This window comes from Qipengyuania sp. NPDC077410, assembly GCF_044543405.1.
Taxonomy (GTDB): Bacteria; Pseudomonadota; Alphaproteobacteria; order Sphingomonadales; family Sphingomonadaceae; genus Qipengyuania; species Qipengyuania pacifica.
Genome location: NZ_JBITWB010000001.1, coordinates 1,514,230 through 1,535,586, shown reverse-complemented (window position 1 = coordinate 1,535,586; position 21,357 = coordinate 1,514,230). Strand labels below are relative to the sequence as shown.

At 61.1% G+C, this 21,357-nt stretch carries 19 protein-coding genes; 12 read left to right on the top strand and 7 right to left on the bottom strand.

Annotated features, from left to right (window positions below; genetic code table 11):
* Positions 1 to 210: 210 nt before the first annotated feature.
* Genes acnA through ACIGGE_RS07435 form a run of 4 tightly spaced genes read left to right on the top strand, consistent with a single transcriptional unit; the run spans position 211 to position 4,621 of the window.
* Entirely contained in the window at positions 211 to 2,886 is a 2,676-nt protein-coding gene (acnA, locus tag ACIGGE_RS07450) for an aconitate hydratase AcnA (RefSeq protein ID WP_397489841.1), read from the top strand.
* Positions 2,883 to 3,302 carry a rhodanese-like domain-containing protein gene (locus ACIGGE_RS07445; protein WP_397489840.1) on the top strand — a complete coding sequence of 140 codons (420 nt, stop codon included), beginning with the start codon at positions 2,883 to 2,885 and terminating at the stop codon, positions 3,300 to 3,302. Before acnA ends, ACIGGE_RS07445 begins: the two co-directional genes overlap by 4 nt.
* Positions 3,303 to 3,319: 17 nt before the next feature.
* The gene (locus ACIGGE_RS07440; protein ID WP_397489839.1) at positions 3,320 to 4,039 is read left to right on the top strand and encodes a prolyl hydroxylase family protein; all 720 of its coding nucleotides are present in this window, start codon (positions 3,320 to 3,322) and stop codon (positions 4,037 to 4,039) included.
* Positions 4,040 to 4,099: 60 nt separating this feature from the next.
* Positions 4,100 to 4,621: a hypothetical protein gene (locus ACIGGE_RS07435; protein WP_397489838.1), complete on the top strand. Its 522-nt coding sequence runs from the start codon at positions 4,100 to 4,102 to the stop codon at positions 4,619 to 4,621.
* Positions 4,622 to 5,213: 592 nt separating this feature from the next.
* On the opposite strand, the gene ruvB is transcribed toward ACIGGE_RS07435, so the two are convergent.
* From ruvB to ruvA, 3 genes are read right to left on the bottom strand one after another with little or no spacing between them, the layout of a single operon-like run.
* On the bottom strand, positions 5,214 to 6,239 hold the full coding sequence (gene ruvB, locus ACIGGE_RS07430; protein ID WP_196847713.1) for a Holliday junction branch migration DNA helicase RuvB: 1,026 nt from the start codon (positions 6,237 to 6,239) through the stop codon (positions 5,214 to 5,216).
* Positions 6,232 to 6,630 carry a GFA family protein gene (locus ACIGGE_RS07425; protein ID WP_397489837.1) on the bottom strand — a complete coding sequence of 133 codons (399 nt, stop codon included), beginning with the start codon at positions 6,628 to 6,630 and terminating at the stop codon, positions 6,232 to 6,234. The genes ruvB and ACIGGE_RS07425 overlap by 8 nt, the downstream gene beginning before the upstream one ends.
* Complete coding sequence (ruvA, locus tag ACIGGE_RS07420) at positions 6,627 to 7,232, bottom strand: Holliday junction branch migration protein RuvA (RefSeq protein ID WP_103024529.1); 606 nt, start codon at positions 7,230 to 7,232, stop codon at positions 6,627 to 6,629. Before ruvA ends, ACIGGE_RS07425 begins: the two co-directional genes overlap by 4 nt.
* Before the next feature lie 295 nt (positions 7,233 to 7,527).
* Here ruvA and aroC point away from each other — a divergent pair, with 295 nt between their 5' ends.
* The 4 genes from aroC to katG all read left to right on the top strand — a co-directional run bounded on the left by aroC (position 7,528) and on the right by katG (position 13,548).
* A complete protein-coding gene (gene aroC, locus ACIGGE_RS07415; RefSeq protein WP_397489836.1) occupies positions 7,528 to 8,595 on the top strand; it encodes a chorismate synthase in 1,068 nt (355 codons plus the stop codon).
* A 240-nt stretch (positions 8,596 to 8,835) separates the two neighbouring features.
* Positions 8,836 to 9,402: an alkyl hydroperoxide reductase subunit C gene (ahpC, locus tag ACIGGE_RS07410; RefSeq protein WP_103024527.1), complete on the top strand. Its 567-nt coding sequence runs from the start codon at positions 8,836 to 8,838 to the stop codon at positions 9,400 to 9,402.
* A gap of 168 nt (positions 9,403 to 9,570) precedes the next feature.
* Positions 9,571 to 11,160: an alkyl hydroperoxide reductase subunit F gene (gene ahpF, locus ACIGGE_RS07405; protein ID WP_397489835.1), complete on the top strand. Its 1,590-nt coding sequence runs from the start codon at positions 9,571 to 9,573 to the stop codon at positions 11,158 to 11,160.
* Positions 11,161 to 11,355: 195 nt separating this feature from the next.
* A complete protein-coding gene (gene katG / locus ACIGGE_RS07400) occupies positions 11,356 to 13,548 on the top strand; it encodes a catalase/peroxidase HPI (RefSeq protein WP_397489834.1) in 2,193 nt (730 codons plus the stop codon).
* A gap of 99 nt (positions 13,549 to 13,647) precedes the next feature.
* On the opposite strand, the gene ACIGGE_RS07395 is transcribed toward katG, so the two are convergent.
* From ACIGGE_RS07395 to ACIGGE_RS07385, 3 genes are read right to left on the bottom strand one after another with little or no spacing between them, the layout of a single operon-like run.
* Positions 13,648 to 14,208 (bottom strand): Smr/MutS family protein, encoded by a 561-nt coding sequence (locus tag ACIGGE_RS07395; RefSeq protein WP_397489833.1) that lies wholly within the window; start codon positions 14,206 to 14,208, stop codon positions 13,648 to 13,650.
* Complete coding sequence (locus tag ACIGGE_RS07390) at positions 14,205 to 15,398, bottom strand: murein transglycosylase A (protein WP_397489832.1); 1,194 nt, start codon at positions 15,396 to 15,398, stop codon at positions 14,205 to 14,207. The genes ACIGGE_RS07395 and ACIGGE_RS07390 overlap by 4 nt, the downstream gene beginning before the upstream one ends.
* A gap of 25 nt (positions 15,399 to 15,423) precedes the next feature.
* On the bottom strand, positions 15,424 to 16,077 hold the full coding sequence (locus ACIGGE_RS07385) for a Tim44/TimA family putative adaptor protein (RefSeq protein WP_397489831.1): 654 nt from the start codon (positions 16,075 to 16,077) through the stop codon (positions 15,424 to 15,426).
* A gap of 253 nt (positions 16,078 to 16,330) precedes the next feature.
* On the opposite strand from ACIGGE_RS07385, the gene secB reads away from it, so the two are divergent.
* From secB to ACIGGE_RS07365, 4 genes are all read left to right on the top strand, one after another.
* The gene (secB, locus tag ACIGGE_RS07380) at positions 16,331 to 16,864 is read left to right on the top strand and encodes a protein-export chaperone SecB (RefSeq protein ID WP_103024521.1); all 534 of its coding nucleotides are present in this window, start codon (positions 16,331 to 16,333) and stop codon (positions 16,862 to 16,864) included.
* A 30-nt stretch (positions 16,865 to 16,894) separates the two neighbouring features.
* A complete protein-coding gene (gene murJ / locus ACIGGE_RS07375) occupies positions 16,895 to 18,505 on the top strand; it encodes a murein biosynthesis integral membrane protein MurJ (RefSeq protein ID WP_397489830.1) in 1,611 nt (536 codons plus the stop codon).
* 10 nt (positions 18,506 to 18,515) lie between these two features.
* Positions 18,516 to 19,529 carry a tryptophan--tRNA ligase gene (trpS, locus tag ACIGGE_RS07370; protein WP_397489829.1) on the top strand — a complete coding sequence of 338 codons (1,014 nt, stop codon included), beginning with the start codon at positions 18,516 to 18,518 and terminating at the stop codon, positions 19,527 to 19,529.
* 166 nt (positions 19,530 to 19,695) lie between these two features.
* Positions 19,696 to 20,388: a DUF4136 domain-containing protein gene (locus ACIGGE_RS07365; RefSeq protein WP_397489828.1), complete on the top strand. Its 693-nt coding sequence runs from the start codon at positions 19,696 to 19,698 to the stop codon at positions 20,386 to 20,388.
* A gap of 127 nt (positions 20,389 to 20,515) precedes the next feature.
* Here ACIGGE_RS07365 and dut read toward each other — a convergent pair whose 3' ends face one another.
* A complete protein-coding gene (gene dut / locus ACIGGE_RS07360; RefSeq protein ID WP_397489827.1) occupies positions 20,516 to 21,001 on the bottom strand; it encodes a dUTP diphosphatase in 486 nt (161 codons plus the stop codon).
* Positions 21,002 to 21,357 lie beyond the last annotated feature (356 nt).

Below are 21,357 nucleotides of genomic sequence, written 5' to 3'. Positions count from 1 at the left end.
ACTCCCTCATTCAGCCTTTTGGCCAATACGGCCTTATTGCCATGATTTAGCCTTAATAACCAGAGAAAGCTGCGCGAAGTTCCGTCAAAGCCGCACACCACCCTGCCGCGCACTTGATTTTTGCGCAGGTTCAGCGCAGGTGCGCGGCACATTCTGCCGCTCTGTCCATTGGTCAGATGACGGCTCTCAACTGAAAGGACAGACGCGCGCATGACTCAGGTCGGCAAGGACACGCTCGGAACCCGCTCAACCCTCACCGTGAACGGCAAGGATTACGCCTATTACTCCTTCGCCAAGGCGGAGAAGACAATCGGCGACGTGTCGAAGCTGCCCTTCAGCCTGAAGGTCCTGCTCGAGAACATGCTCCGCTTCGAAGATGGCGGCTTCACCGTGTCCACCGACGATGCGCAAGCGATCGCGGACTGGCAGAAGAACCCCGCCACCGGCAAGGAAATCCAGTATCGCCCGGCACGCGTGCTGCTGCAGGATTTCACCGGCGTCCCCTGCGTGGTGGACCTTGCCGCAATGCGTGACGCCATCAGCAAGCTGGGCGGCGAAACGTCCAAGATCAATCCGCAGGTTCCGGTCAATCTGGTGATCGACCACTCGGTCATGGTCGACGAATTCGGCCACCCCAAGGCGTTCGAAAAGAACGTCGAACTCGAATACGCCCGTAACGCGGAACGCTACGACTTCCTCAAATGGGGTTCGAAGAGCTTCCGGAACTTTACCGCAGTGCCCCCGGGTACCGGCATCTGCCACCAGGTGAACCTGGAATATCTGGGCAAGGGCGTGTGGTCGTCCGAAGGCGATGATGGCAAGCTGGTCGCCTATCCCGACACCTGCGTCGGCACGGACAGCCACACCACCATGATCAACGGTCTCGGTGTGCTGGGCTGGGGCGTCGGCGGTATCGAAGCCGAAGCCGGAATGCTCGGCCAGCCGGTTTCCATGCTCATCCCCGAAGTCGTCGGCTTCAAGCTGACCGGCGCCATGGCGGAAGGCGTGACCGCCACCGACCTGGTGCTGACCTGCGTTCAGATGCTGCGCGAAGTCGGCGTGGTCGGGCGGTTCGTGGAATTCTACGGCGAAGGCGTCGCCAACCTCACGCTCGCCGATCGCGCGACGATCGCCAACATGGCGCCTGAATATGGCGCAACCTGCGGCTTCTTCGGCATCGACGAGAAGACCCTCGAATACATGCGCCTGACCGGGCGCGACGAAGAAACGATCGCGCTGGTCGAAGCCTATTCGAAAGAACAGGGCATGTGGTTCACCCCCGAGAACGAGCCGGTCTTCACCAAGACACTCGAACTCGACATCGCGAAGGTCGTGCCCAGCCTTGCCGGGCCCAAGCGCCCGCAGGACCGCGTCGCGCTGCCGCAGGTGGACGAGCTGTTCAACAGCGATCTCGCCACGGTGTACAAGAAGGACAAGCCGGCGCGTGTCGAGGTCGACGGCAAGGACCATGACATCGGCGACGGCGACGTTGTCATTGCTGCCATCACCAGCTGTACCAACACGTCGAACCCCGATGTGCTGATCGCAGCCGGCCTCGTGGCCAAGAAGGCTAATGAAAAGGGCCTGAAGCCGAAGCCCTGGGTCAAGACGTCGCTGGCCCCCGGATCGCAGGTCGTCACCGACTATCTCGAGAAGAGCGGCCTGCAGACCGATCTCGACGCGCTCGGGTTCGATCTCGTCGGTTATGGCTGCACCACCTGCATCGGCAATTCGGGCCCCCTCGCTCCGCCGATCTCCAAGGCGATCAACGGCAACGATATCGTTGCGGCGTCCGTCCTTTCGGGCAACCGCAATTTCGAAGGCCGCGTATCGCCCGACGTGCGCGCGAACTTCCTCGCCAGCCCGCCGCTCGTGGTCGCTTACGCCCTCAAGGGCACGGTGACGGAAGACATCACCGACACGCCGATCGGCCAGGATCAGAACGGCAATGACGTGATGCTGGCCGACATCTGGCCGACCAACGAAGAGGTGCGCGAGCATCGCGCGGCCAATATCGACCGCGAAATGTTCGTCACCCGCTATGCCGACGTCTACAAGGGCGACGAGCACTGGCAGGCGATCAATGTCGAGGCGTCGGATACCTACAGCTGGAACCCGACCAGCACCTATGTAGCGAGCCCGCCGTATTTCGAAGGCATGGGCATGGAGCCTGCGCCGGTCACGGATATCGCCGGTGCGAAACCGCTGGCAATCCTCGGGGATTCGGTAACGACCGATCACATCTCGCCTGCCGGTTCGATCAAGGAAGACAGCCCGGCCGGCGAATACCTGAAGAGCCATCAGGTCTCGAAGCAGGACTTCAACTCCTACGGTTCGCGTCGCGGCAATCACGACGTGATGATGCGCGGCACCTTTGCCAACATCCGGATCAAGAACGAAATGGTTCCGGGCGTCGAAGGTGGTTACACCACCTACAATGGCGAGCAGATGGCGATCTACGACGCCGCCATGAAGCACAAGGCCGATGGAACGCCTCTGGTGGTCATCGCCGGCAAGGAATATGGCACTGGCTCAAGCCGCGACTGGGCGGCCAAAGGCACCATCCTTCTGGGCGTTCGCGCGGTTATCGTCGAAAGTTTCGAGCGCATCCACCGTTCGAACCTCGTCGGCATGGGCGTGCTTCCGGTGCAGTTCAAGGATGGCGAAACCCGCGCTTCGCTCGGCCTGACTGCGACGGACAGCTTCTCGATCACAGGGCTGGCCGATCTGAAGCCGGGCCAGGATATCGAAGTCGATGTGACCCGTGAGGACGGATCGACATTCACCTTCACCGCGCTGTGCCGCATCGATACGGCGAACGAGATGGAATATTACCGCAACGGCGGTATCCTCCAGTACGTCCTGCGCAACCTGGCAGCGGCTTGATCGCACGGTCGCTCCTTGCAGTAGCGGCGGCGGGCGTGCTCGCCGCCTGCTCTGCGGGCGCACCAACCGATGCGGACGCCGGATCGCCCCAGGACGAGGCTGGCGTTCTCCTGATCGAGCCCAAGGCGCTCGCGCTGCGGCTTGATGCCGGTGACGCAATCCAGCTTATCGACGTGCGCACGCCGGAAGAGTTTGCGGATGGCCACATCGAAGGGGCGATCAATATTCCGGTCGATCAATTCGATCCAGCCACCCTGCCCGATCCGCAAGGTGCCGAGCGCATCCTCTACTGCCAGTCCGACCGTCGTTCCGGTATCGCGGCAGAGAAGCTGGCGGCAAATGGCGATACGGCCGTGCATATGAAGGGTGGCATCCGGGCCTGGGAAGGCAACCACCTGCCGGTAACGCGTGACTGAGCGGCCAAGTATCTGACATGGCGATCCTTGGCCGCCTGTCCCGGCTATTGAGGCGCGAGCCTGTTGATGAAAGGGCCGATCCGACGATCCTTGCTGCGATCGGAACCGAGGTTCGCGAGAGGGTACAGGCCCATCCGAAAACTCAGGCCATAGGCGGCGACAAGGCCGATCTGTTTCTGCTTCCAGGACTGTTGTCTCCCAAGCAGTGCCGCAAACTCATCGCAATCATCGACAGTCGCATCCAGCCGTCAGTTCTCTTTTCGGAAACAGTCGCGCCGAGGGGACGCACCAGTTCCACGCACTTCTTCTCGCAGGATCTGCCGGAAACGAGGGCACTTGCCGCCAAAATCAGTGAGATAACGGGTATCGGTCCGCACCATGCCGAGCCGCTGCAGGGTCAGCGATATCGTGTGGGCGAGGAGTATCGCCATCATCGCGATCACTTCCGGATCGACAAGCCGCATTGGCAGATCGAGCGGCGGCGCGGTGGCCAGCGCACATGGACCGCCATGGTCTACCTCAACGCGGTCGAGGAAGGCGGCGAAACCAACTTTCCCGAACTGGATTTGAAGATCGTACCCGAGCCCGGCTTACTGGTGTTGTGGGACAATATGGACCGCCAGGGCATGCCCAATCCTGCAACGCGGCATGCCGCCCTGCCCGTTCTGGCGGGACGCAAGCATGTGGTGACGCAGTGGTATCGTCAGGGCGAATGGAGCATGCAGCAGCGCGGCTGACACTGCCGCCGGGCGAAGTGTCAGCTGGCGCGCTTGATCCGAAACCTGCGGCGGCCGAGAATGGCTGCAGCGGCCATACCGAAAAGAGCCATCATCGGCGGTGCCGGAACATCGGTACCGCTCGTTGTTCCACTGGTCGTACCCGAACTGGTCGAGGTGCTGGTCGACGAGCTGCCCGACGTCGACGAACTGGTCGATGAACTGGTGCTGCTGCTCGTGCTACTGCTGGTCGACGAGCTCGTCGAACTGCTGCTGCTTGTGCTGCTGGTGATATTGCCTGAGGTCGACGTGCTGGTCGAAACATCGCCGGAGGTCGAGCTGGTCGAGCTGACTTCGCCGGTGGACGTGGAGGACGACGTCGTGGTGCTTACTTCACCGCTGGAGGACGACGAAGAGCTGCCGCCACTCGAGGTCGAGCTCGAACTGCCCCCGGTGGAGGTGGATGTCCCGCCGCTTGAAGTCGAAGTAGAGCTGCCCGAGGTGGTCGAAGTGACGACGACGCTTCCGCCGCCGCTGGAGCCGCTGAAGAATCCGCCGAAGAACCCGCCGCCAAAGCCGCCGCCGAAACCGCCACCACCATAGCCACCGCCCGGAATGGAGCGCGCGGAGCCGCCGCCGCCGATCGGTGCCGCTGCAGGCAACGGCGGTACCGGTACAGGTACCATCGCCTGACGATAGACGGGCGGACAGATGTTATTGGGATCGTAGGCCGCTTGCGGAGAATCTGCGGGCACGCATTCAGCCTGCCGCGGAGGAATGGTGCGAGCGCGCGGCACGGTCGGCCGGGGGACGGCGCGCGGCTTCTGCTTCACATATTTGGCCTGCTTGACCGACTTGGTCTTGTATTGCGGACTGTCGGAAATCGGCTTCTCGGCAACGTGGACCGCGCCGCCTGCAAGCAGGGCGCCGCCCGCTGCAGTGGCCGATAGTTTGGCAAGAGCTGACTTGACCGACATCGCTTCGAATTCCTTTTACGACCGGGCGAGGATGTTTGGGAAGCCCCCATCCCCGCCGCGATCCTATAGTGTTTTCGCGAATCCCCCCGGGTCTTCACGCATAATTACTGATCGCTATTGCGCCCAGAAAGTGAATTTTCTCGACAAATGCGAGGCTTGAAGACGACCCGTCCCGTTTCGGGACCAAATCCACCCCTTGGTTAAAACCGCCGATGCGCTCACTTGTCGAACATGTCGGACTGCGGTTTCGATGGTGCCGCGAGGCCCAGGTGCAGCCATCCGCCATCGTTGAGGCAGCGCCCCCGCGCCGTGCGAGCAATGAGGCCGAGCTGGATGAGATAGGGTTCGATCACCTCCTCCACCGTATCGCGCGGTTCGGAGAGGCCCGCCGCCAGCGTCTCGACGCCGACCGGCCCACCCTTGTAGGTCGTTGCGATCATGGTGAGATAGCGCCGGTCCATCGCGTCGAGGCCGAGACTGTCGACCTCGAGCCTGGTCAGTGCCTCGTCGGCCACTCTGGTGGTTACGACCGGCTCTTTAAGAACCGATGCGAAGTCACGCACGCGTCGCATAAGGCGGCCTGCCACGCGCGGCGTGCCGCGCGATCGGCGGGCGATTTCACGGGCGCCGCCTTCGTCGATGGCCATGCCCAGCAATCCTGCCCCGCGGCTGACGACCTTGAGCAGTTCGTCTTCGGTATAAAAATTGAGCCTGACGGGAATGCCGAACCGGTCGCGCAAGGGAGTGGTCAGCAAGCCCTGACGCGTGGTCGCCCCCACGAGCGTGAACGGGGGCAAGTCGATCCGCACGCTGCGCGCGCTCGGTCCTTCGCCGATGATGATATCGAGCGCGCGGTCTTCCATCGCCGGATAGAGCACCTCCTCGACCACCGGATTGAGCCGGTGAATTTCGTCGATGAACAACACATCGTTGGGTTCGAGATTGGTCAGCAGAGCCGCAAGATCGCCCGCCTTGGCAATCACCGGGCCGCTGGTGGCGCGAAAGCCCACGCCGAGTTCCTTGGAGACGATCTGCGCCAGCGTGGTCTTGCCCAGTCCCGGCGGCCCGAAGAAGAGCACATGGTCCATTGCTTCGCCGCGCCCGCGTGCGGCCTCGATGAACACCCGAAGGTTCTCGCGCGCCGCTTTCTGGCCGACGAACTCGCTGAGCGACTTGGGCCGCAGCGCCGCGTCCGGATCTTCCGGCTGCCGCTCGGGCGAATGCAGGGGGACGGGTTCAGTCAAAATGTTCGGTACCCTCGCTGGTGATCGCTACCCAGCCGTGCTTGCGTTCTTCGTAAACGGAATATTCCGGCGGCGGAAATGAAGGATCGGCGAAGCGCCCGATCGGAATCGCCATCATGTCGGTAAAGGGCTGCGCGATATACCACAGTTCCGACCCGCAGACCGGGCAGAAATGATGTTCGCTGGTTCGGCCGCTTTCGGCTTTCCGGGTGAATATCTGAGCCTTGCCGGACGTCGTCACCCTGTCAGCCGGAAACCGGGCCTGAGCGGCAAAGGACGATCCGCTGCGCTTCTGGCAATCTAGGCAATGGCATACGGAAATGCGGAATGGCTCACCATCGCAGGTCGCGGTAAGCTGACCACACATGCAAGTGGCGGTGCGGACGTTCATCCGGCTGCCTTTTTCAAAGCGACGCGGATCAATTCGCCCTCGCCAGCGCCCTCGCCCAGCTCGCCCTGAGCTGCGGCGACTGCACGGGCAGCTACGGCCGGTTTGAAGCCGAGGTTTTCCAGCGCGCTCACCGCGTCGGCGCTGGCGCCGCCAGCAGGGGTTGGTGCCAGGGCGGCGCTTCCCATGCCGCCGCCGGGCAAGGCTCCTGCCTTGTCCTTGAGTTCGTTCACGATGCGGCCCGCCAGCTTGGGCCCAACCCCCTGGGCCCTTGCGACCATGGCAGCATCGCCATTGGCACAAGCCTGCTGCACCTCGCCCGTAGAGAGTGCGGAAAGGATCGCCAGCGCGACTTTGCTGCCGACCCCCTGCACCTGCGTGAGAAGGCGGAACCAGTCCCGCTCTGCCGCCTCGGCAAAGCCGAGCAAGCGCATGTCGTTTTCCGAAACCTGAAGATCGGTATAGACCGTGCACGCTTCGCCCACATTGCCGAGCGCGTTCAGGGTCCTGGCCGAGCAATGGACAAGATAGCCGACGCCGGAGACGTCGATCACCGCCCAGTCGACACCGGTTTCGTCCAGCAGGCCCTTCAGCTTAGCAATCATGTTTTGTTCCTGCCGAATCGCCACCAATTTGGCTAGCCCTGCCGCGCATTTGTACGCGGCATAGTATCTGTCGATTGTTCAGATCCCTGCACGTGGAGCCGAGACATGGACCACGTGTTACACTGTACAAGGCGAAAAAACTCCGCTGGCGTGAAAGCCCTTTCGCGCGATGATACCGAAGGACGAATGGTGCGACGAGGAAGGCATGGCGGCATCATGCCAGGTTGACGGGATGTAGGAAAATCTTCGCTGCTCCACCGCTCGACAGCGGCCACACTTGCGCTAAGACAACCGCATGAGCTGGAACACCTTCGGACGCGTGCTGCGCTTCACCACCTGGGGCGAAAGCCACGGCCCCGCCATCGGAGCGGTGGTCGACGGGTGCCCCCCCGGCATCGCACTGGCTGAAAGCGACATCCAGCCCTTCCTCGATGCGCGCAAACCCGGGCAGAACAAGTTCACGACCCAGCGTCAGGAACCCGATGCGGTCCGGATCCTGTCGGGCGTCTTCGACGGCCAGACGACGGGCACGCCGATCAGCCTGATGATCGAGAACACCGATCAGCGGTCGAAAGACTATTCGGAGATCGCCAACACCTATCGCCCGGGCCATGCCGATTATGCCTATGACGCGAAATACGGCTTTCGCGACTATCGCGGCGGCGGACGCAGCAGCGCGCGCGAAACCGCAATGCGCGTGGCGGCGGGCGCGGTGGCCCGCAAGGTCATCGGCGAAGTTTCGATCATTGCCTATGTCGCGGAGATCGGCGGTGACGCGATCGATCCGGCCAATTTCGATGTGCAGGAAATACAGCGCAATCCCTTCTGGTGCCCGGATGCGGATGCGGCCAAGCGCTGGGAAGCGCTGGTCGACAATGCGCGCAAGGCCGGGTCATCGCTTGGCGCGGTAGTGGAATGCGTGGCAACGGGTGTCCCGGCAGGATGGGGCGCGCCGATCTATGCCAAGCTCGATGCCGATCTTGCTGCTGGCATGATGAGCATCAACGCCGTCAAGGGCATGGAGATCGGCGACGGCTTTACCGCTGCGCGCCTGACCGGCGAACAGAATGCCGATCCCATGCGGCCCGGTAACGACGGGCCGCGGTTTGAAGCCAATCACGCCGGCGGCATTGCAGGAGGCATCTCCACCGGACAGCCCGTGACCTGCCGCGTAGCGTTCAAGCCAACCAGTTCGATTTTGACGCCCGTCGAGAGCGTGACGCGCGAGGGCGAGGCGACCAAAGTGCGAACCAAGGGCCGTCATGACCCCTGCGTCGGCATTCGTGGTACGCCCGTAGTGGAAGCCATGATGGCTCTCGTACTGGCGGATCACAAAATCCTGCATCGCGCGCAATGCGGGTGACCGACGTCTAAGCCCTGAAGCGAGAAAGCCGTTCTGCAGCGCGATAAAAGACCGCGGAAACCGGGTGCTCGGTTGCGCTAAACGCAACCGACTGACGACAAGCTTGCGCTTTATGAAAGTTCCATCGGATTGATCGATTATTCCGATGCTCGCAATCGCAACATATCGCTTTTGTGCATCGCAACACACCCTATCTGTGGTTCGAGAGTTTCAACCCGAACACACGGAGAATCAGATACTATGGGTATTATCGGAAGCCAGATTAAACCGTTCACCGCCACCGCGTTCAAGGCCGGCGAAGACTTCTACGACGTCACCGACGAAGACGTGAAGGGCAAGTGGGCAGTCTTCTTCTTCTACCCTGCCGACTTCACCTTCGTCTGCCCGACCGAACTTGAAAATCTTGGCGAGCAGTACAGCATGCTCCAGAAGATGGACGTCGAGGTCTATGCCGTGTCGACCGACACGCATTTCAGCCACAAGGCATGGCACGATACGTCGGAAAAGATCGGCAAGCTCAACTTCCCGTTCCTGGGCGACCAGAACCACGTTCTTGCCCGCAACTTCGACGTGCTGCGTGAAGGCGTGGGCCTTGCCGACCGTGCGACCTTCGTGGTCGATCCCGATGGCGTGATCCAGATCATGGAGCAGACCTGCGAAGGCGTTGGCCGTAATGCCAATGAACTTGCCCGCAAGATCAAGGCTGCACAGTATGTCCGCGCCAACCCTGGCCAGGTCTGCCCGGCAGCGTGGGAAGAAGGCAGCGACACGCTTGCTCCTTCGCTCGACCTCGTCGGCAAGATCTAAGCGTTAATTCGCCAGACAGATCGGAAGGCCTAGCGGCCTTCCGTACAAAAACCCGAGCCTGACTCGGGTCGCTGGAAGGCCCGGGGCATCCCCCTCCCCCCCGCCCCGGGCCTTTTCACTCTCCCCGATTTTCAAATCCATTGTCCATCCGACACCCGGAGTCCGCCCATGCTCGATGCAACGATGACCCAGCAGCTCAAGACCTATCTGGCCAATTTGCGCGAGCCCGTCGAACTGGTCGCCTCGCTCGGCGAAGACGCCAAGAGCGTTCAGACCCGGGAACTGCTCGAGGAAATTGCGCAACTGCACGACCTCGTCAGTGCCAGCTTCGACGGGACCGATGCACGCAAGCCCAGTTTCGTGATCCGCCGCGCAAGCGATGCGGAAAAATGGGTGCGCTTTGCCGGTCTGCCGATGGGCCATGAATTCACCAGCTTGGTGCTTGCACTGCTGTGGGCCGGCGGACATCCGCCGAAAGTCGATGCCGATCTGCTCGAACAGGTCCGCGGGCTGGAAGGCGATTTCAATTTCGAGATGTATTTCTCGCTCAGCTGCCACAACTGCCCGGACGTGGTGCAGGCCCTGACGCTGATGGCGCTGGAAAATCCGCGCATAACGGCCACGCTGATCGAAGGCGGCACGTTCCAGGAAGAGGTCGACGAGCGCGAGGTGATGGCCGTGCCTGCCACGTTCCTGAATGGCGAGCCCTTTTACAACGGCAAGATGGAACTGGCCGAGATCCTCGCCAAGATCGACACCGGAAGCGAAGAGAAAGCGGCAGAGAAGCTTTTGGCCAAGGCGCCGTTCGAAGTTCTCGTCGTCGGCGGCGGCCCTGCGGGCGCGGCGACAGCAATCTACACCGCACGCAAGGGCTTCAGCACGGGTATCGCGGCGGAACGGTTCGGCGGGCAGCTGCACGACACGCTCGGCATCGAAAACCTTCCGGGTACTCCCTACACCGAAGGCCCGAAGCTTGCGGGCGAATTGAAGCGTCATGTCGGCGAATACGACATCGATCTGATGGATCTCGCCAAGGCGGTGAAGCTCGTTCCTGCGAAGGAAGAAGGCGGGCTGCACACGGTCGAATTCGGCAATGGTGCCAGCCTGAAAGCCCGCAGCCTGATCCTTGCGACCGGTGCGCGGTGGCGCAATCTGGGTGTTCCGGGCGAAGCGGAATACCGCAACAAGGGGGTTGCCTATTGCCCTCACTGCGACGGACCATTGTTCAAGGGCAAGCGCATCGCAGTGGTTGGCGGCGGTAACTCCGGGGTTGAAGCGGCGATCGACCTGGCGAAGATCGTCGGCCACGTCACGCTGATCGAATATGACGAGAAGCTGCGTGCCGACGAAGTGCTGCAGAAAAAGCTTCGCAGCATGAGCAATGTCGATATCGTCACCAGCGGGCAGACCACGGAAATCACTGGCAAGGACGGCAAGGTGAACGGCCTTGTCCTGAAGGACCGCAAGAGCGGCGAAGAACGCCGGGTCGAGCTGGAAGGCGTGTTCATCCAGATCGGACTGGTCCCGAACACCGAATGGCTGAAGGATTCCGGCCTCGAGCTGACCAAATTCGGCGAGATCGCAACGGACGAGGAAGGGCGCACCAGCCTGCCGGGCGTATTCGGCGCCGGCGATGTGACCGATGTGCCTTACAAGCAGATCGTCGTCGCCATGGGCGAAGGGTCGAAAGCGGGCCTGTCGGCGTTCGACTATCTCATCCGCACCGAACCGGTCGAGGATATCGCGCAAGCCGCGTGACCCGTCATCCAACGGCCATGAAAGCGTCGCCAATCCATGTGGATGGCGGCGCTTTTCGCATGTGGAGCACTACTGGCCGCTTCATCGCTTAAGGCTATCAATTCGACGCATTTAATCGATTGGACGCATTAGCACCGAGGGCGCATCCTTTCTCCACAATATCACCCTGAGTCTTGTAGAGTGGAGAGACGAACGATGGATGCGAAGACAGGCGAAATGAGCGGTTGCCCGATGCATGGCGACGGCGGGATGCGGGCGCTTCTGGGACGTACCAACAAGGATTGGTGGCCCGAGATGCTGGCAACCGAAATCCTCAACCCCAATGGTCCGTCGAACCCGATGGGCGACGATTTCGATTATGCCGAGGCCTTCAATGCACTCGATTACAAGGCGCTGAAAGAGGATCTCCACGCGCTGATGACCGACAGCCAGCCATGGTGGCCGGCAGATTACGGCCATTACGGCCCGTTCTTCATTCGCATGGCGTGGCATGCGGCAGGCACCTATCGCACGGCCGACGGACGCGGCGGCGCCAATAGCGGGCAGCAGCGCTTCGCGCCGCTCGACAGCTGGCCGGATAATGGCAATCTCGACAAGGCGCGCCGCCTGTTGTGGCCGGTGAAGCAGAAGTACGGCCAGCACATCAGTTGGGCCGACCTGTTCATCATGGCAGGCAATGTCGCGATCGAAAGCATGGGCGGACCGATCTTCGGCTTTGGCGGTGGCCGTGCCGACGTGTTCGAACCGGAACGCGACATCTACTGGGGAAGCGAAGACAAATGGGTCAACGAAGGCGTGCAGACACGCATTGCACCTGAACACGGTTTCGAACAGATCGAAGGGCCGCTCGCCGCGATCCAGATGGGTCTCATCTATGTCAATCCCGAAGGCCCCGGCGGCAACCCGCATGACGATGAAGGCGCTGCGCGCGACCTTCGCGAAACCTTCAAGCGCATGGCAATGAATGACGAGGAAATCGTCGCCCTGACCGCCGGCGGACACACATTCGGCAAGGCCCACGGCAATGGCGATGCATCGACGCTGGGTGCAGCACCAGCGGGCGGAGATCTTGCAGCGCAAGGCTTCGGCTGGGTTTCGGGCGAGGAACACGGCGGCATCGGCGAGCATACCGTGACCAGCGGTATCGAGGGCGCCTGGACGAACACTCCCGACAGGTGGAGCGAGAATTACTTCCGCCTGCTGCTCGATTACGATTATGAGCTGGTGCAATCGCCTGCTGGCGCGAACCAGTGGCAGCCGATCGACCAGAAGGAAGAGGACATGGCCCCCGCGGCCTGGGATTCTTCCAAGAAGGTCCCCACCATGATGACCACTGCCGACATGCAGATGAAGCGCGATCCGGGCTTCCGCAAGATCAGCGAGAAATTCCGCAACGATCACGAAGCATTCCGGGATGCCTTTGCCCGCGCGTGGTTCAAGCTGACCCACCGCGATATGGGTCCCAAGATCCGCTACCTCGGCCCGGAAGTGCCGCAGGAAGACCTGATCTGGCAGGATCCCGTGCCCGAGGGCACCATGCCATCGGACAGCCTCATCTCCGAAGTGAAGGCCAAGATCGCCGATAGCGGCCTGACCGTGAGCCAGTTGATCAAGACGGCCTGGGCGTCTGCAAGCACATACCGCAAGTCCGATCATCGCGGCGGCGCCAATGGCGCGCGGATCGCTCTCAGCCCGCAGAAGGACTGGGACGTGAACGAGCCTGCGAACCTGCAAAAGGTTCTCAGCACGCTCGATAGACTGCGCGGCGACATGAGCCTTGCCGATGCGATCGTTCTGGGCGGTGTGGTTGCGCTGGAAAAGGCTGGCGCCACGGATGTGCCTTTCACCGGCGGGCGCGGCGATGCAACGCAGGAACAGACCGACGTCGAAAGCTTCGACTGGATGGAGCCGGAAGCCGATGCCTTCCGCAATTACCGTCCGAAGAAGATGGGCGTGAAGACCGAGGAAATGATGCTCGATCGCGCCAGCCTGCTGGGTCTTTCAGTACCTGAGATGACGGTATTGATCGGCGGCCTTCGCGTGCTTGGTGCCAACCACGGCGAACGCGGCCATGGGCACCTCACCGAACGTTCCGGTCAACTTACCAACGACTTCTTCGTCCATCTCTACGACATGACGAATGTCTGGAAATCGACTGACGACAGCGACGAGGAATATGTCGCAACCGACCGGGCTGAAGGCCGCGAAAAGTGGCACGCGACCCGTGCCGATCTGGTCTTCGGTTCGAACGCCGAACTCCGTGCGGTGGGCGAAGTATATGCCCAGAAGGGCGGCGAAGAGAAATTCAAGAAGGATTTCGTCAAAGCCTGGACCAAGGTGATGGATGCCGACCGTTTTGACATTTCCTACCGGAAATATCATAGTTAATTCCTAGACGGCCTGATTGGTCGACCACCGAGGAGCCCCCGACACCGCGTCGGGGGCTTTTCTGTTTCAGGAAGCACTCGTAAGCCGATCCGACCCCGGTCAGCGTTCGCGTTTGAGGACGATGTAAAGGGCCCCGTCACCGCCATGGCGCTGATGCGCGCGCCGGACTGCCGCGATCGCGGAATGATGACTGGAGGCGGCCAGCCAGTCCAAGACCTTGGCACGAATTGCGCCGCGCTTCGCCCCTCTATCGGCAGCTTCGACAGGGCGCGGCTTGCCCGTCACCAGCAGGATGGTTCGCGCCCCGATTGCGCGTGCCTGTGCGACGCCGCTCATCAGGCGGTCGTATGCTGCATCGAGATTGTGGCCATGAAGGTCGAGCGTGAGCTCCGGCTGCAACTGGCCTGCCTTGAGCCGGCGATCCCAATGCGAGTCCAGCCCACGGTCCTGCACTTGCGCAACCTTGGATGGTGGTGGCTTCGCGGCACGCGGCACGCGGGGTGGTGTGGCGATATTCGTTGGTGAAGAACGGACCGGCGGTTGGGGCCGATGATCGGGTTTCGGCTGGATAGGCTTGAGCGGGTGCAGGCGCTTCACCGTTGCGGCGAGCTTGTCCCATGCCTCGACTTCATCGGCAGACAGGCCCCGCGGCGCGTTCACCTGCCCGTTTCGTGACGCTGGACGGTGCCCTTGGGGACGAGAATGAGAGCCGACCCGCGCGAACTCATGCCGCCAGCGATCCGGCGTGCATCCTCACCATTGCCCCAGAAGGTGTCGAACCGATTGGCCCCTTTGATCGCCCCGCCAGTATCCTGCGCGATCCAGAGGCCATCTGCCACATCATGTTCGAGATCGAGATAGACAGGCGCACCGTAGGGTACATAATTGGGATCGACCGCGACCGAGGATTCCCGGCGAACCGGTACGCCGAGCGACCCGAGCGGACCGTCGGTGTCGAGGGGGCGGAAGAAAATCCAGCTCTTGTTGAGCCGCATCACTTCCTGTCCCTGAACGGGATTATCGCGAATGTATGCCATGATGCCCTGCATCGAGGTGGCGTAGGGGGTACCGGGACCGATCATTCCGCGTTCCCGCATGACACTGCCGATACCGACATATTCACGCCCGTTCTGCCCGGCATAACCGATCCGCATCAGCGAATTGTCTGGTAGCCGGAGCAAGCCGGACCCCTGAATCTGCAGGAAGAAGAATTCCACCGGATCCGCCGCCCAGGCGATTTCCAGTCCGCGATTGGCGAGCGCCCCCTGTTCGATCTCCGCCCGTTCGTAAAACATCACGAATTTGCCGCTCGCGTCACGGCGCCCGAGCGGGGGACGGCCCGTGCGTTCACTCTGGGCCATGTCGTCCGGCCAGTCACGCACGAGTTCGGGAGGCATTGCATAAACGGGAACGTCGTAACCCGGTGCGCGCGCGCGGCTGCCACGGATTTCCGGCTCGAAGTAGCCAGTAGCGAAGGCCGCTCCATCGCCGACCCGCGCCGTTTCGAAATAGCTCGTGAAAAAGCGCCGCGCGTCTGAGACGGGCCAGGAAGTCACGGCCTGACATGCTGGGCGCCAATCGTCGGTACGGGTCAGCCCGCTCTGATCTTCGCGCTTCAGAATGGCAGGGCAGGATTCGCGAAACGATGCAAGCGCCGTTGTGGCATCATTGGCGCCGATGCCGAGCGAACCGATTTCCGGCCCGCGCGAAAGCCGCGCCAACGAGGCGCTCGGCACGGTCGTGGTGGGGGGAGGAACGGGAACCGTGCTTTGTGGTGGGCGAGCATCGGGCACGACCCGGCCACATGCGGCAAGAGCGATCGTTGCCGCAACCACGAGCAGATAACGCATATTCCCTCCCGGAATGCGAAAGGCGTCAGCCTTCGTCGGTTTCGTCGAGTATCCAGTTGGGATCGGAAGAACCGACATTACGGGTGAATGTCCAAACGTCGCGGCTCTCGATCGCATCGTCGAGCGATCCGGCAATGACATTGCCTTCCGCATCGCGAGTGACCGCTGCGATATCGGCGACAAACAACACGGCGATGCGCGCGGTCCGTCCATCGAGTTCCGCCGAACGAACGGTCGCATCCTCGATCCGGATCAAACGATTTTCAAGCGTTTCGCCCGCTTTGTCGCGTGCGTCGATCGCCCCTGCAAAGCTCCGATACACATCGTCATCGGCCAATTCGCGCAGCGTTTCCCGGTCGCCTTTCCAGAAAGCTTCGAGAACCATGGCATACGCGCCCTTGGCCCCTTCGAGGAAGCCAAGCAGATCGAAGCCCTGGTCCGCCGCAGCGATGGCGCGAATACCGGTTTCGTTAGCGGGCGCGCGCTCGTCACCCGAACGCAGGACCACCGGCTGCCGTACAGCCTGCGGTGCATTGTCCGACTGCGGCGGTGTCTCGCTACGTTCGAAACGGCGCGGCACGATTTCTTCCTCGTGCTCCGAACGACGCCCGAGCACAGAATAGAGGCGCAGCCCCAGAAAGGCTGCGATCATGGCAAGGATGACGATCTCGGTGATCACTTAAATAACCTGCTTCCCGACTTGATTTGCAGAGGGGCAATCCGCCCCGACAGTCCAATCTGCGTCCTGCCCTAAAAAGGGAAGAATTACAAACCGACAATGTTCCTGCGATGAACGATGTCGATGACGCGGGCGTGATGCACGGCGCATTGATACGCGTGCCCGACAGTGCTAGGCGCGCGCCGCACTGGTCCCGCGCTTCATCAATAACGCGCAGGTCCATCGAATTCGGAAATTTGGAAAGCGACTGCACATGGCCGACGAAGGCGACGTTCTCACCGACATCAACCCCGATCCCGCAGCAGGAGCCAATGGCGCCGACAATCTGCCGAGCGCCGGTGTGATTTCGCAATACATCAAGGATCTCTCGGTCGAGAATCCCAACGCACCGCAGTGCTTCCAGTGGAACGAGCAGCCGCAGCTCGATGTGCAGGTCAATATCGCTTCGGAAAAGGTTTCGGACGAAGTACATGAAGTGACCCTGAAGGTCACCTGCGCTGCCAAGACCAGCCAGGGCAGCCTTTATCTCATCGATCTGGACTATTGCGGCCTGATGGGTATGCGCAACCTGCCCGACGAGCACGCACACGCGTTTCTGTTCGCCGAAGCGCCGCGCATCCTCTTTCCTTTCGCGCGCCGCGTAATCGCCGATGCCAGCCGCGATGCAGGCTTCCCCCCGCTGATGCTCGACCCGATGGATTTCGGCGCTCTCTACCAGCAACAGCTGGCCGCCCGCGCTCAGGAACGGCAGCAAGGCGAGGGTTCGCCCCCCGCTGGCGAAGCCTGAGTTAACGACATGCAGCAAAGGCTCTGACAGATGAGCCTGGTCAAGAATGTCGGCACCATCGGCGGACTGACTGCAGTCAGCCGTGTGTTCGGCTTCGTTCGCGACATGCTGCTGGCCCGCGTCCTCGGCGCGGGTCTGGCGGCCGACGCCTGGCAATTGGCCTTTACCCTGCCGAACACGTTTCGCCGCCTGTTCGCAGAAGGCGCATTCAGCGTTGCCTTCGTGCCGATGTACACGCGGAGGCTGCATGCCGAGGAAGATGGCGGCGACGAAGCCGCGGACCGGTTTGCCAGCGATGTACTCTCGGTATTCGTTTGGGTTCTGCTGGGCTTTTCGGCGCTGTGCATGATCGCCATGCCAGGGATCGTCTGGCTCCTCGCGCGCGAGTATCAGGATGTCCCCGGCAAGTTCGAATTGTCGGTCATGCTCAGCCGGGTGACTTTCCCCTATCTCGCACTGGTTAGCCTGGTGGCCATGCTGTCGGGTGTGCTCAACGCCCGCTCGAAGTTTGCTCCGGGCGCAGTGGTGCCCGTGCTGCTCAACATCGTAATGATCGGCGGCATCCTGACCGGATGGTATTTGCGCGGAGATAGCGCAGACGACCTTCCCGTGGCCTGGGCGCTGGCGATATCGCTGGCGTTCGCTGGCGTGGCTCAATTGATCTACATGTGGTGGGCAACCCGGCGCGCAGGCGTGAAGCTGCAGATCAAGATGCCGAAGATCACGCCCGACGTTAAACGCTTGATGATGCTGATGCTGCCGGCGACCTTCGGAGCCGGAATTTACCAGATCAGTCAGCTGGTCGACACCTTCTTCGCCACCAGTCTGCCGCAAGGATCGCTCACGCTGCTGAAACTTGCCGACCGACTGAACCAGATGCCGCTCGGCATCTTCGGGATTGCACTGGGCACCGCGATCCTGCCCATGCTCGCGCGTCATATCCAGTCGGACAACCATCGCGAAGCGCAGCGCCTGCAGGGCAATGCGGTCGAGATAGCCATGCTGCTTTGCCTGCCCTGTGCCGTGGCACTTTCGATCTGCGCAGAAGCATTCACCGCCGGCATATTCCAAGGGGGACGCATGGCGCCCGAAGACACCGCGATCATGGGCAATATCGTAATTGCGCTGGTTTGCGGTCTGCCTGCCTATGTGCTTGTGAAAGTGTTCCAGCCGGCATTTTTCAGCCGTGAAGATACTCGCACTCCGGTGTTCGTTGCGGCCGGTGCACTGGCGATCAACATCGCGCTGAATTTCTATGTGGTGCCTCGTTATGGCATTGTGGGCCTCGCGGCAGCGACCGCGATCACCGCGACGCTCAACGTGCTGACGCTTTACGCCATTCTACAAATCCGTGGCTGGTTTCATGTGACCGGCAAGCTGGCCGGAAGAATCGTGCGCCAGATAATCGCAACGGCGGTGATGGGCTCTCTGCTGTGGTGGATGACGCCGGCGTTGGAGCCATACTGGCGGGGCGGCGCATTCGACCGTATCTGGTCGCTTGTAGCCCTCGTTATTGCAGGTGCAGCCGTATTCTTCGCCACGGCGTATCTGGTTGGCGCCCTCGACAAGGACCTCATTGCGCAGCTACGGCGCAAACGCGCGGTGCCGGCGAGCGACGGACCGCCAAATCTTTCGGAATAAGTGAGTAAACATGCGCGTAGTGTCCGGCATTCAGCCCACCGGCAACCTTCACCTCGGTAATTATCTTGGTGCGATCCGAAACTGGGTGCGCATGCAGGATGAGATGGCCGAGGGACAGGAATGCCTGTTCTTCCTTGCCGATCTCCATGCGATTTCCATGCCGCACGATCCGGCCGAACTAAAGCGGGCAACGCTGGAAATGACCGCGGCGCTGGTCGCTTGCGGAATCGATGCGCAGAAAAGCGTGTTGTTCAATCAGGCACAGGTTCCCCACCACGCAGAGCTGCAATGGCTGCTGAACGGCACAGCGCGGATGGGCTGGCTGAACCGCATGACGCAGTTCAAGGACAAGAGCGGCAAAAACCGCGAGGGCGCCAGCGTGGGCCTGTTTACCTACCCTGTTCTTCAGGCTGCCGACGTGCTTCTGTATCAGACCACGCATGTGCCAGTGGGTGAAGACCAGAAGCAGCATCTAGAGCTTGCCCGCGATATCGCTCAGAAGTTCAATAACGACTTCGCATCCGATGACGCTCCCATCTTCACCCTGCCCGAACCGATCAGCCCGCCGCAGGCGGCGCGCATCATGAGCCTGCGCGACGGATCGAAGAAGATGAGCAAATCGGATCCGTCCGAAATGAGCCGGATCGAGCTGGTCGACGATGCCGACACGGTAATGAAGAAGGTCAAGAAGGCGAAGACCGACCCCGAACCTCTCCCCAGCGAGAGTGCCGGACTGTTAGGCCGACCCGAAGCCCTGAACCTCGTCACCATTTACGCCGCCGTTTCCGATATCACCGTCGATGACGTGCTGCGCGAATATGGCGGCGAAGGGTTCGGCAAATTCAAGCCGGCGCTGGCCGAATTGCTCGCCGACACGCTTCGACCAATATCGTCGCGTTTCAATGAATTGCTGACCGATCGCGAAGCACTCGACGCGATCCTTGCCCGCGGTGCTTCGCGGGCGCGCGAACTCGGCCGACCTACGCTCGACGCCACCTACGCCGCGCTCGGTTTCGTCAGATAACCCTTTCCGAACTTGCAACAAATGTGAATCGGGATATTCAATCCGGGTTCATCCCCGTTCGTCTAGAAAAGCGCACAGTAACTGGCAGTGTGCCTCAGGGGGGCGGTAGGCTGCATGATTCGGTGTAAGCATGATATGCACATCGATGTTCGAAAAAGGACTGAGCATGACCGACCGCAAAAAAGGTTGGGGGCGCAAACTTAAGCTCGCCTCCGTACCGATAGTACTAGCTAGCCTCGCTGCCTGCGCGACACCTTTCAACGCTGATGTGTCGCGTTTCCAGACGCAGCTTCCGGCACCGCAGGGCGAAAGCTATTTCGTCGTCGCAGACGATCCGGCCCTGGCTGGTGGGCTCGAATTCGCGCAATATGCCGATCTCGTGGAAGCACAAATGTCGCGCCTCGGCTATGCGCAAGCTGCCTCGGCTGAAAACGCATCGCTGCTGGTCCGTTTCGATTACGGCGTCAGCACTGGGCGCGAACGGGTACGGACCACCGGTTTCCGCGATCCTTTCTACGATCCGTGGTTCGGATCGCGCTGGGGAAGGTCGCGCTTCGGCTATGGACGCCCTTTCTACGGTAGTCGCTGGGGCTTCGGTTTCTACGATCCCTGGTTCGGCGGTCCGGACGTTAGCAGCTACACGGTGTATACCAGTGGGATCGACATGAAAATCGATCGCGCGGCAACCGGAGAGCGACTGTTCGAAGGCAAGGCACAGGCCATTTCCACCTCGAACCGTCTGCAGTATCTGGTGCCCAATCTCGTCGAGGCGATGTTTACCGATTTCCCTGGTAATTCGGGTGAAACGCTTCGCATCTCGATCGCACCGGAAAAAACGACGGTACGCCGCGTCGATTAATCGCGCGCTTCCGAGCGGTATGATGTTGAAGGGCGGCTCCGGATCGGGCCGCCCTTTTTCTTGTTCGGCCAAATCCAAGCCAGATTAAGACCAGTCCCTACTGATGGGCTGACTTTGCATCGCGCCCTTAGCTGTCCTTGCCGGAGACTCCGGTAGAGCCGAAACCGCCCTTGCCGCGTTCGGTATCGGCTGAAAACTCGGAGACGACATCGAATGTCGGTCGCAGGATCGGCACGAAGACCAGTTGCGCGATCCGGTCTCCCGGGTTGATCGTCAAGCTGTCACTTCCCGGCGGGGTTCTAAGCCACGCGCTGATGAAAATTTCGTTTGTATAATCGGCATCGATCGTGCCCACCGATTGCCCGAGGACCAGGCCCTTCTTATGACCCAGCCCCGATCGAGCGAGCAAAAATCCGACCATGTGAGGGTCGTTCATTAATAGCGCGATACCGGATCGCACCAGAACGGCCGGCGCCTGCGGCTCAAGAACCAGTGGTTCGTCCAGGCAAGCATAGAGATCGATCCCGGCGGACATCTCCGTCTGATAACGAGGCAGCCCCCAGTCATGCAGTCGCTCATCGAGTATTTTAAGTTCGATTTTATTGGTGGGCAAGGTTTGCGTCCTTCTAAAGGCAAAAATTGCTGATAAGAACTATTGTGTAGCAAAATATTACATTAGGATAACGGCCCTTAATTCTGAACGACGGGAGTTGGGGTTGAGGTAATTACTGAGGCTTTCGAACATAGCCCGGACACCACATCCATTAGAAATCTATTTGTTTAGAAATAACTCAGAAGGACAACCCAGCAATAATTCTCGAGATTTGGCCGGGCCGGCCGCAATTGTCGAAGGAGTGGGAACAAAGCATATAGTAGCCCATTGAGCACAGATATTGCGGTTATTGCTCCGCTATCTGGTTTGCATCGCGCCGAGCATTTCTCGCTAGCTCGGCCGCCCCTCGCCTAAAA

Bases quoted from the DNA above. Each gene is read 5' to 3' on its own strand.
- acnA (WP_397489841.1), top strand. From the start codon at position 211: ATGACTCAGGTCGGCAAGGACACGCTCGGAACCCGCTCAACCCTCACC.
- ACIGGE_RS07440 (WP_397489839.1), top strand. From the start codon at position 3,320: ATGGCGATCCTTGGCCGCCTGTCCCGGCTATTGAGGCGCGAGCCTGTT.
- ACIGGE_RS07435 (WP_397489838.1), top strand. From the start codon at position 4,100: ATGGCTGCAGCGGCCATACCGAAAAGAGCCATCATCGGCGGTGCCGGA.
- ACIGGE_RS07425 (WP_397489837.1), bottom strand. From the start codon at position 6,630: ATGAACGTCCGCACCGCCACTTGCATGTGTGGTCAGCTTACCGCGACC.
- ruvA (WP_103024529.1), bottom strand. From the start codon at position 7,232: ATGATTGCTAAGCTGAAGGGCCTGCTGGACGAAACCGGTGTCGACTGG.
- aroC (WP_397489836.1), top strand. From the start codon at position 7,528: ATGAGCTGGAACACCTTCGGACGCGTGCTGCGCTTCACCACCTGGGGC.
- ahpC (WP_103024527.1), top strand. From the start codon at position 8,836: ATGGGTATTATCGGAAGCCAGATTAAACCGTTCACCGCCACCGCGTTC.
- ahpF (WP_397489835.1), top strand. From the start codon at position 9,571: ATGCTCGATGCAACGATGACCCAGCAGCTCAAGACCTATCTGGCCAAT.
- katG (WP_397489834.1), top strand. From the start codon at position 11,356: ATGGATGCGAAGACAGGCGAAATGAGCGGTTGCCCGATGCATGGCGAC.
- ACIGGE_RS07390 (WP_397489832.1), bottom strand. From the start codon at position 15,398: ATGCGTTATCTGCTCGTGGTTGCGGCAACGATCGCTCTTGCCGCATGT.
- secB (WP_103024521.1), top strand. From the start codon at position 16,331: ATGGCCGACGAAGGCGACGTTCTCACCGACATCAACCCCGATCCCGCA.
- murJ (WP_397489830.1), top strand. From the start codon at position 16,895: ATGAGCCTGGTCAAGAATGTCGGCACCATCGGCGGACTGACTGCAGTC.
- trpS (WP_397489829.1), top strand. From the start codon at position 18,516: ATGCGCGTAGTGTCCGGCATTCAGCCCACCGGCAACCTTCACCTCGGT.
- ACIGGE_RS07365 (WP_397489828.1), top strand. From the start codon at position 19,696: ATGACCGACCGCAAAAAAGGTTGGGGGCGCAAACTTAAGCTCGCCTCC.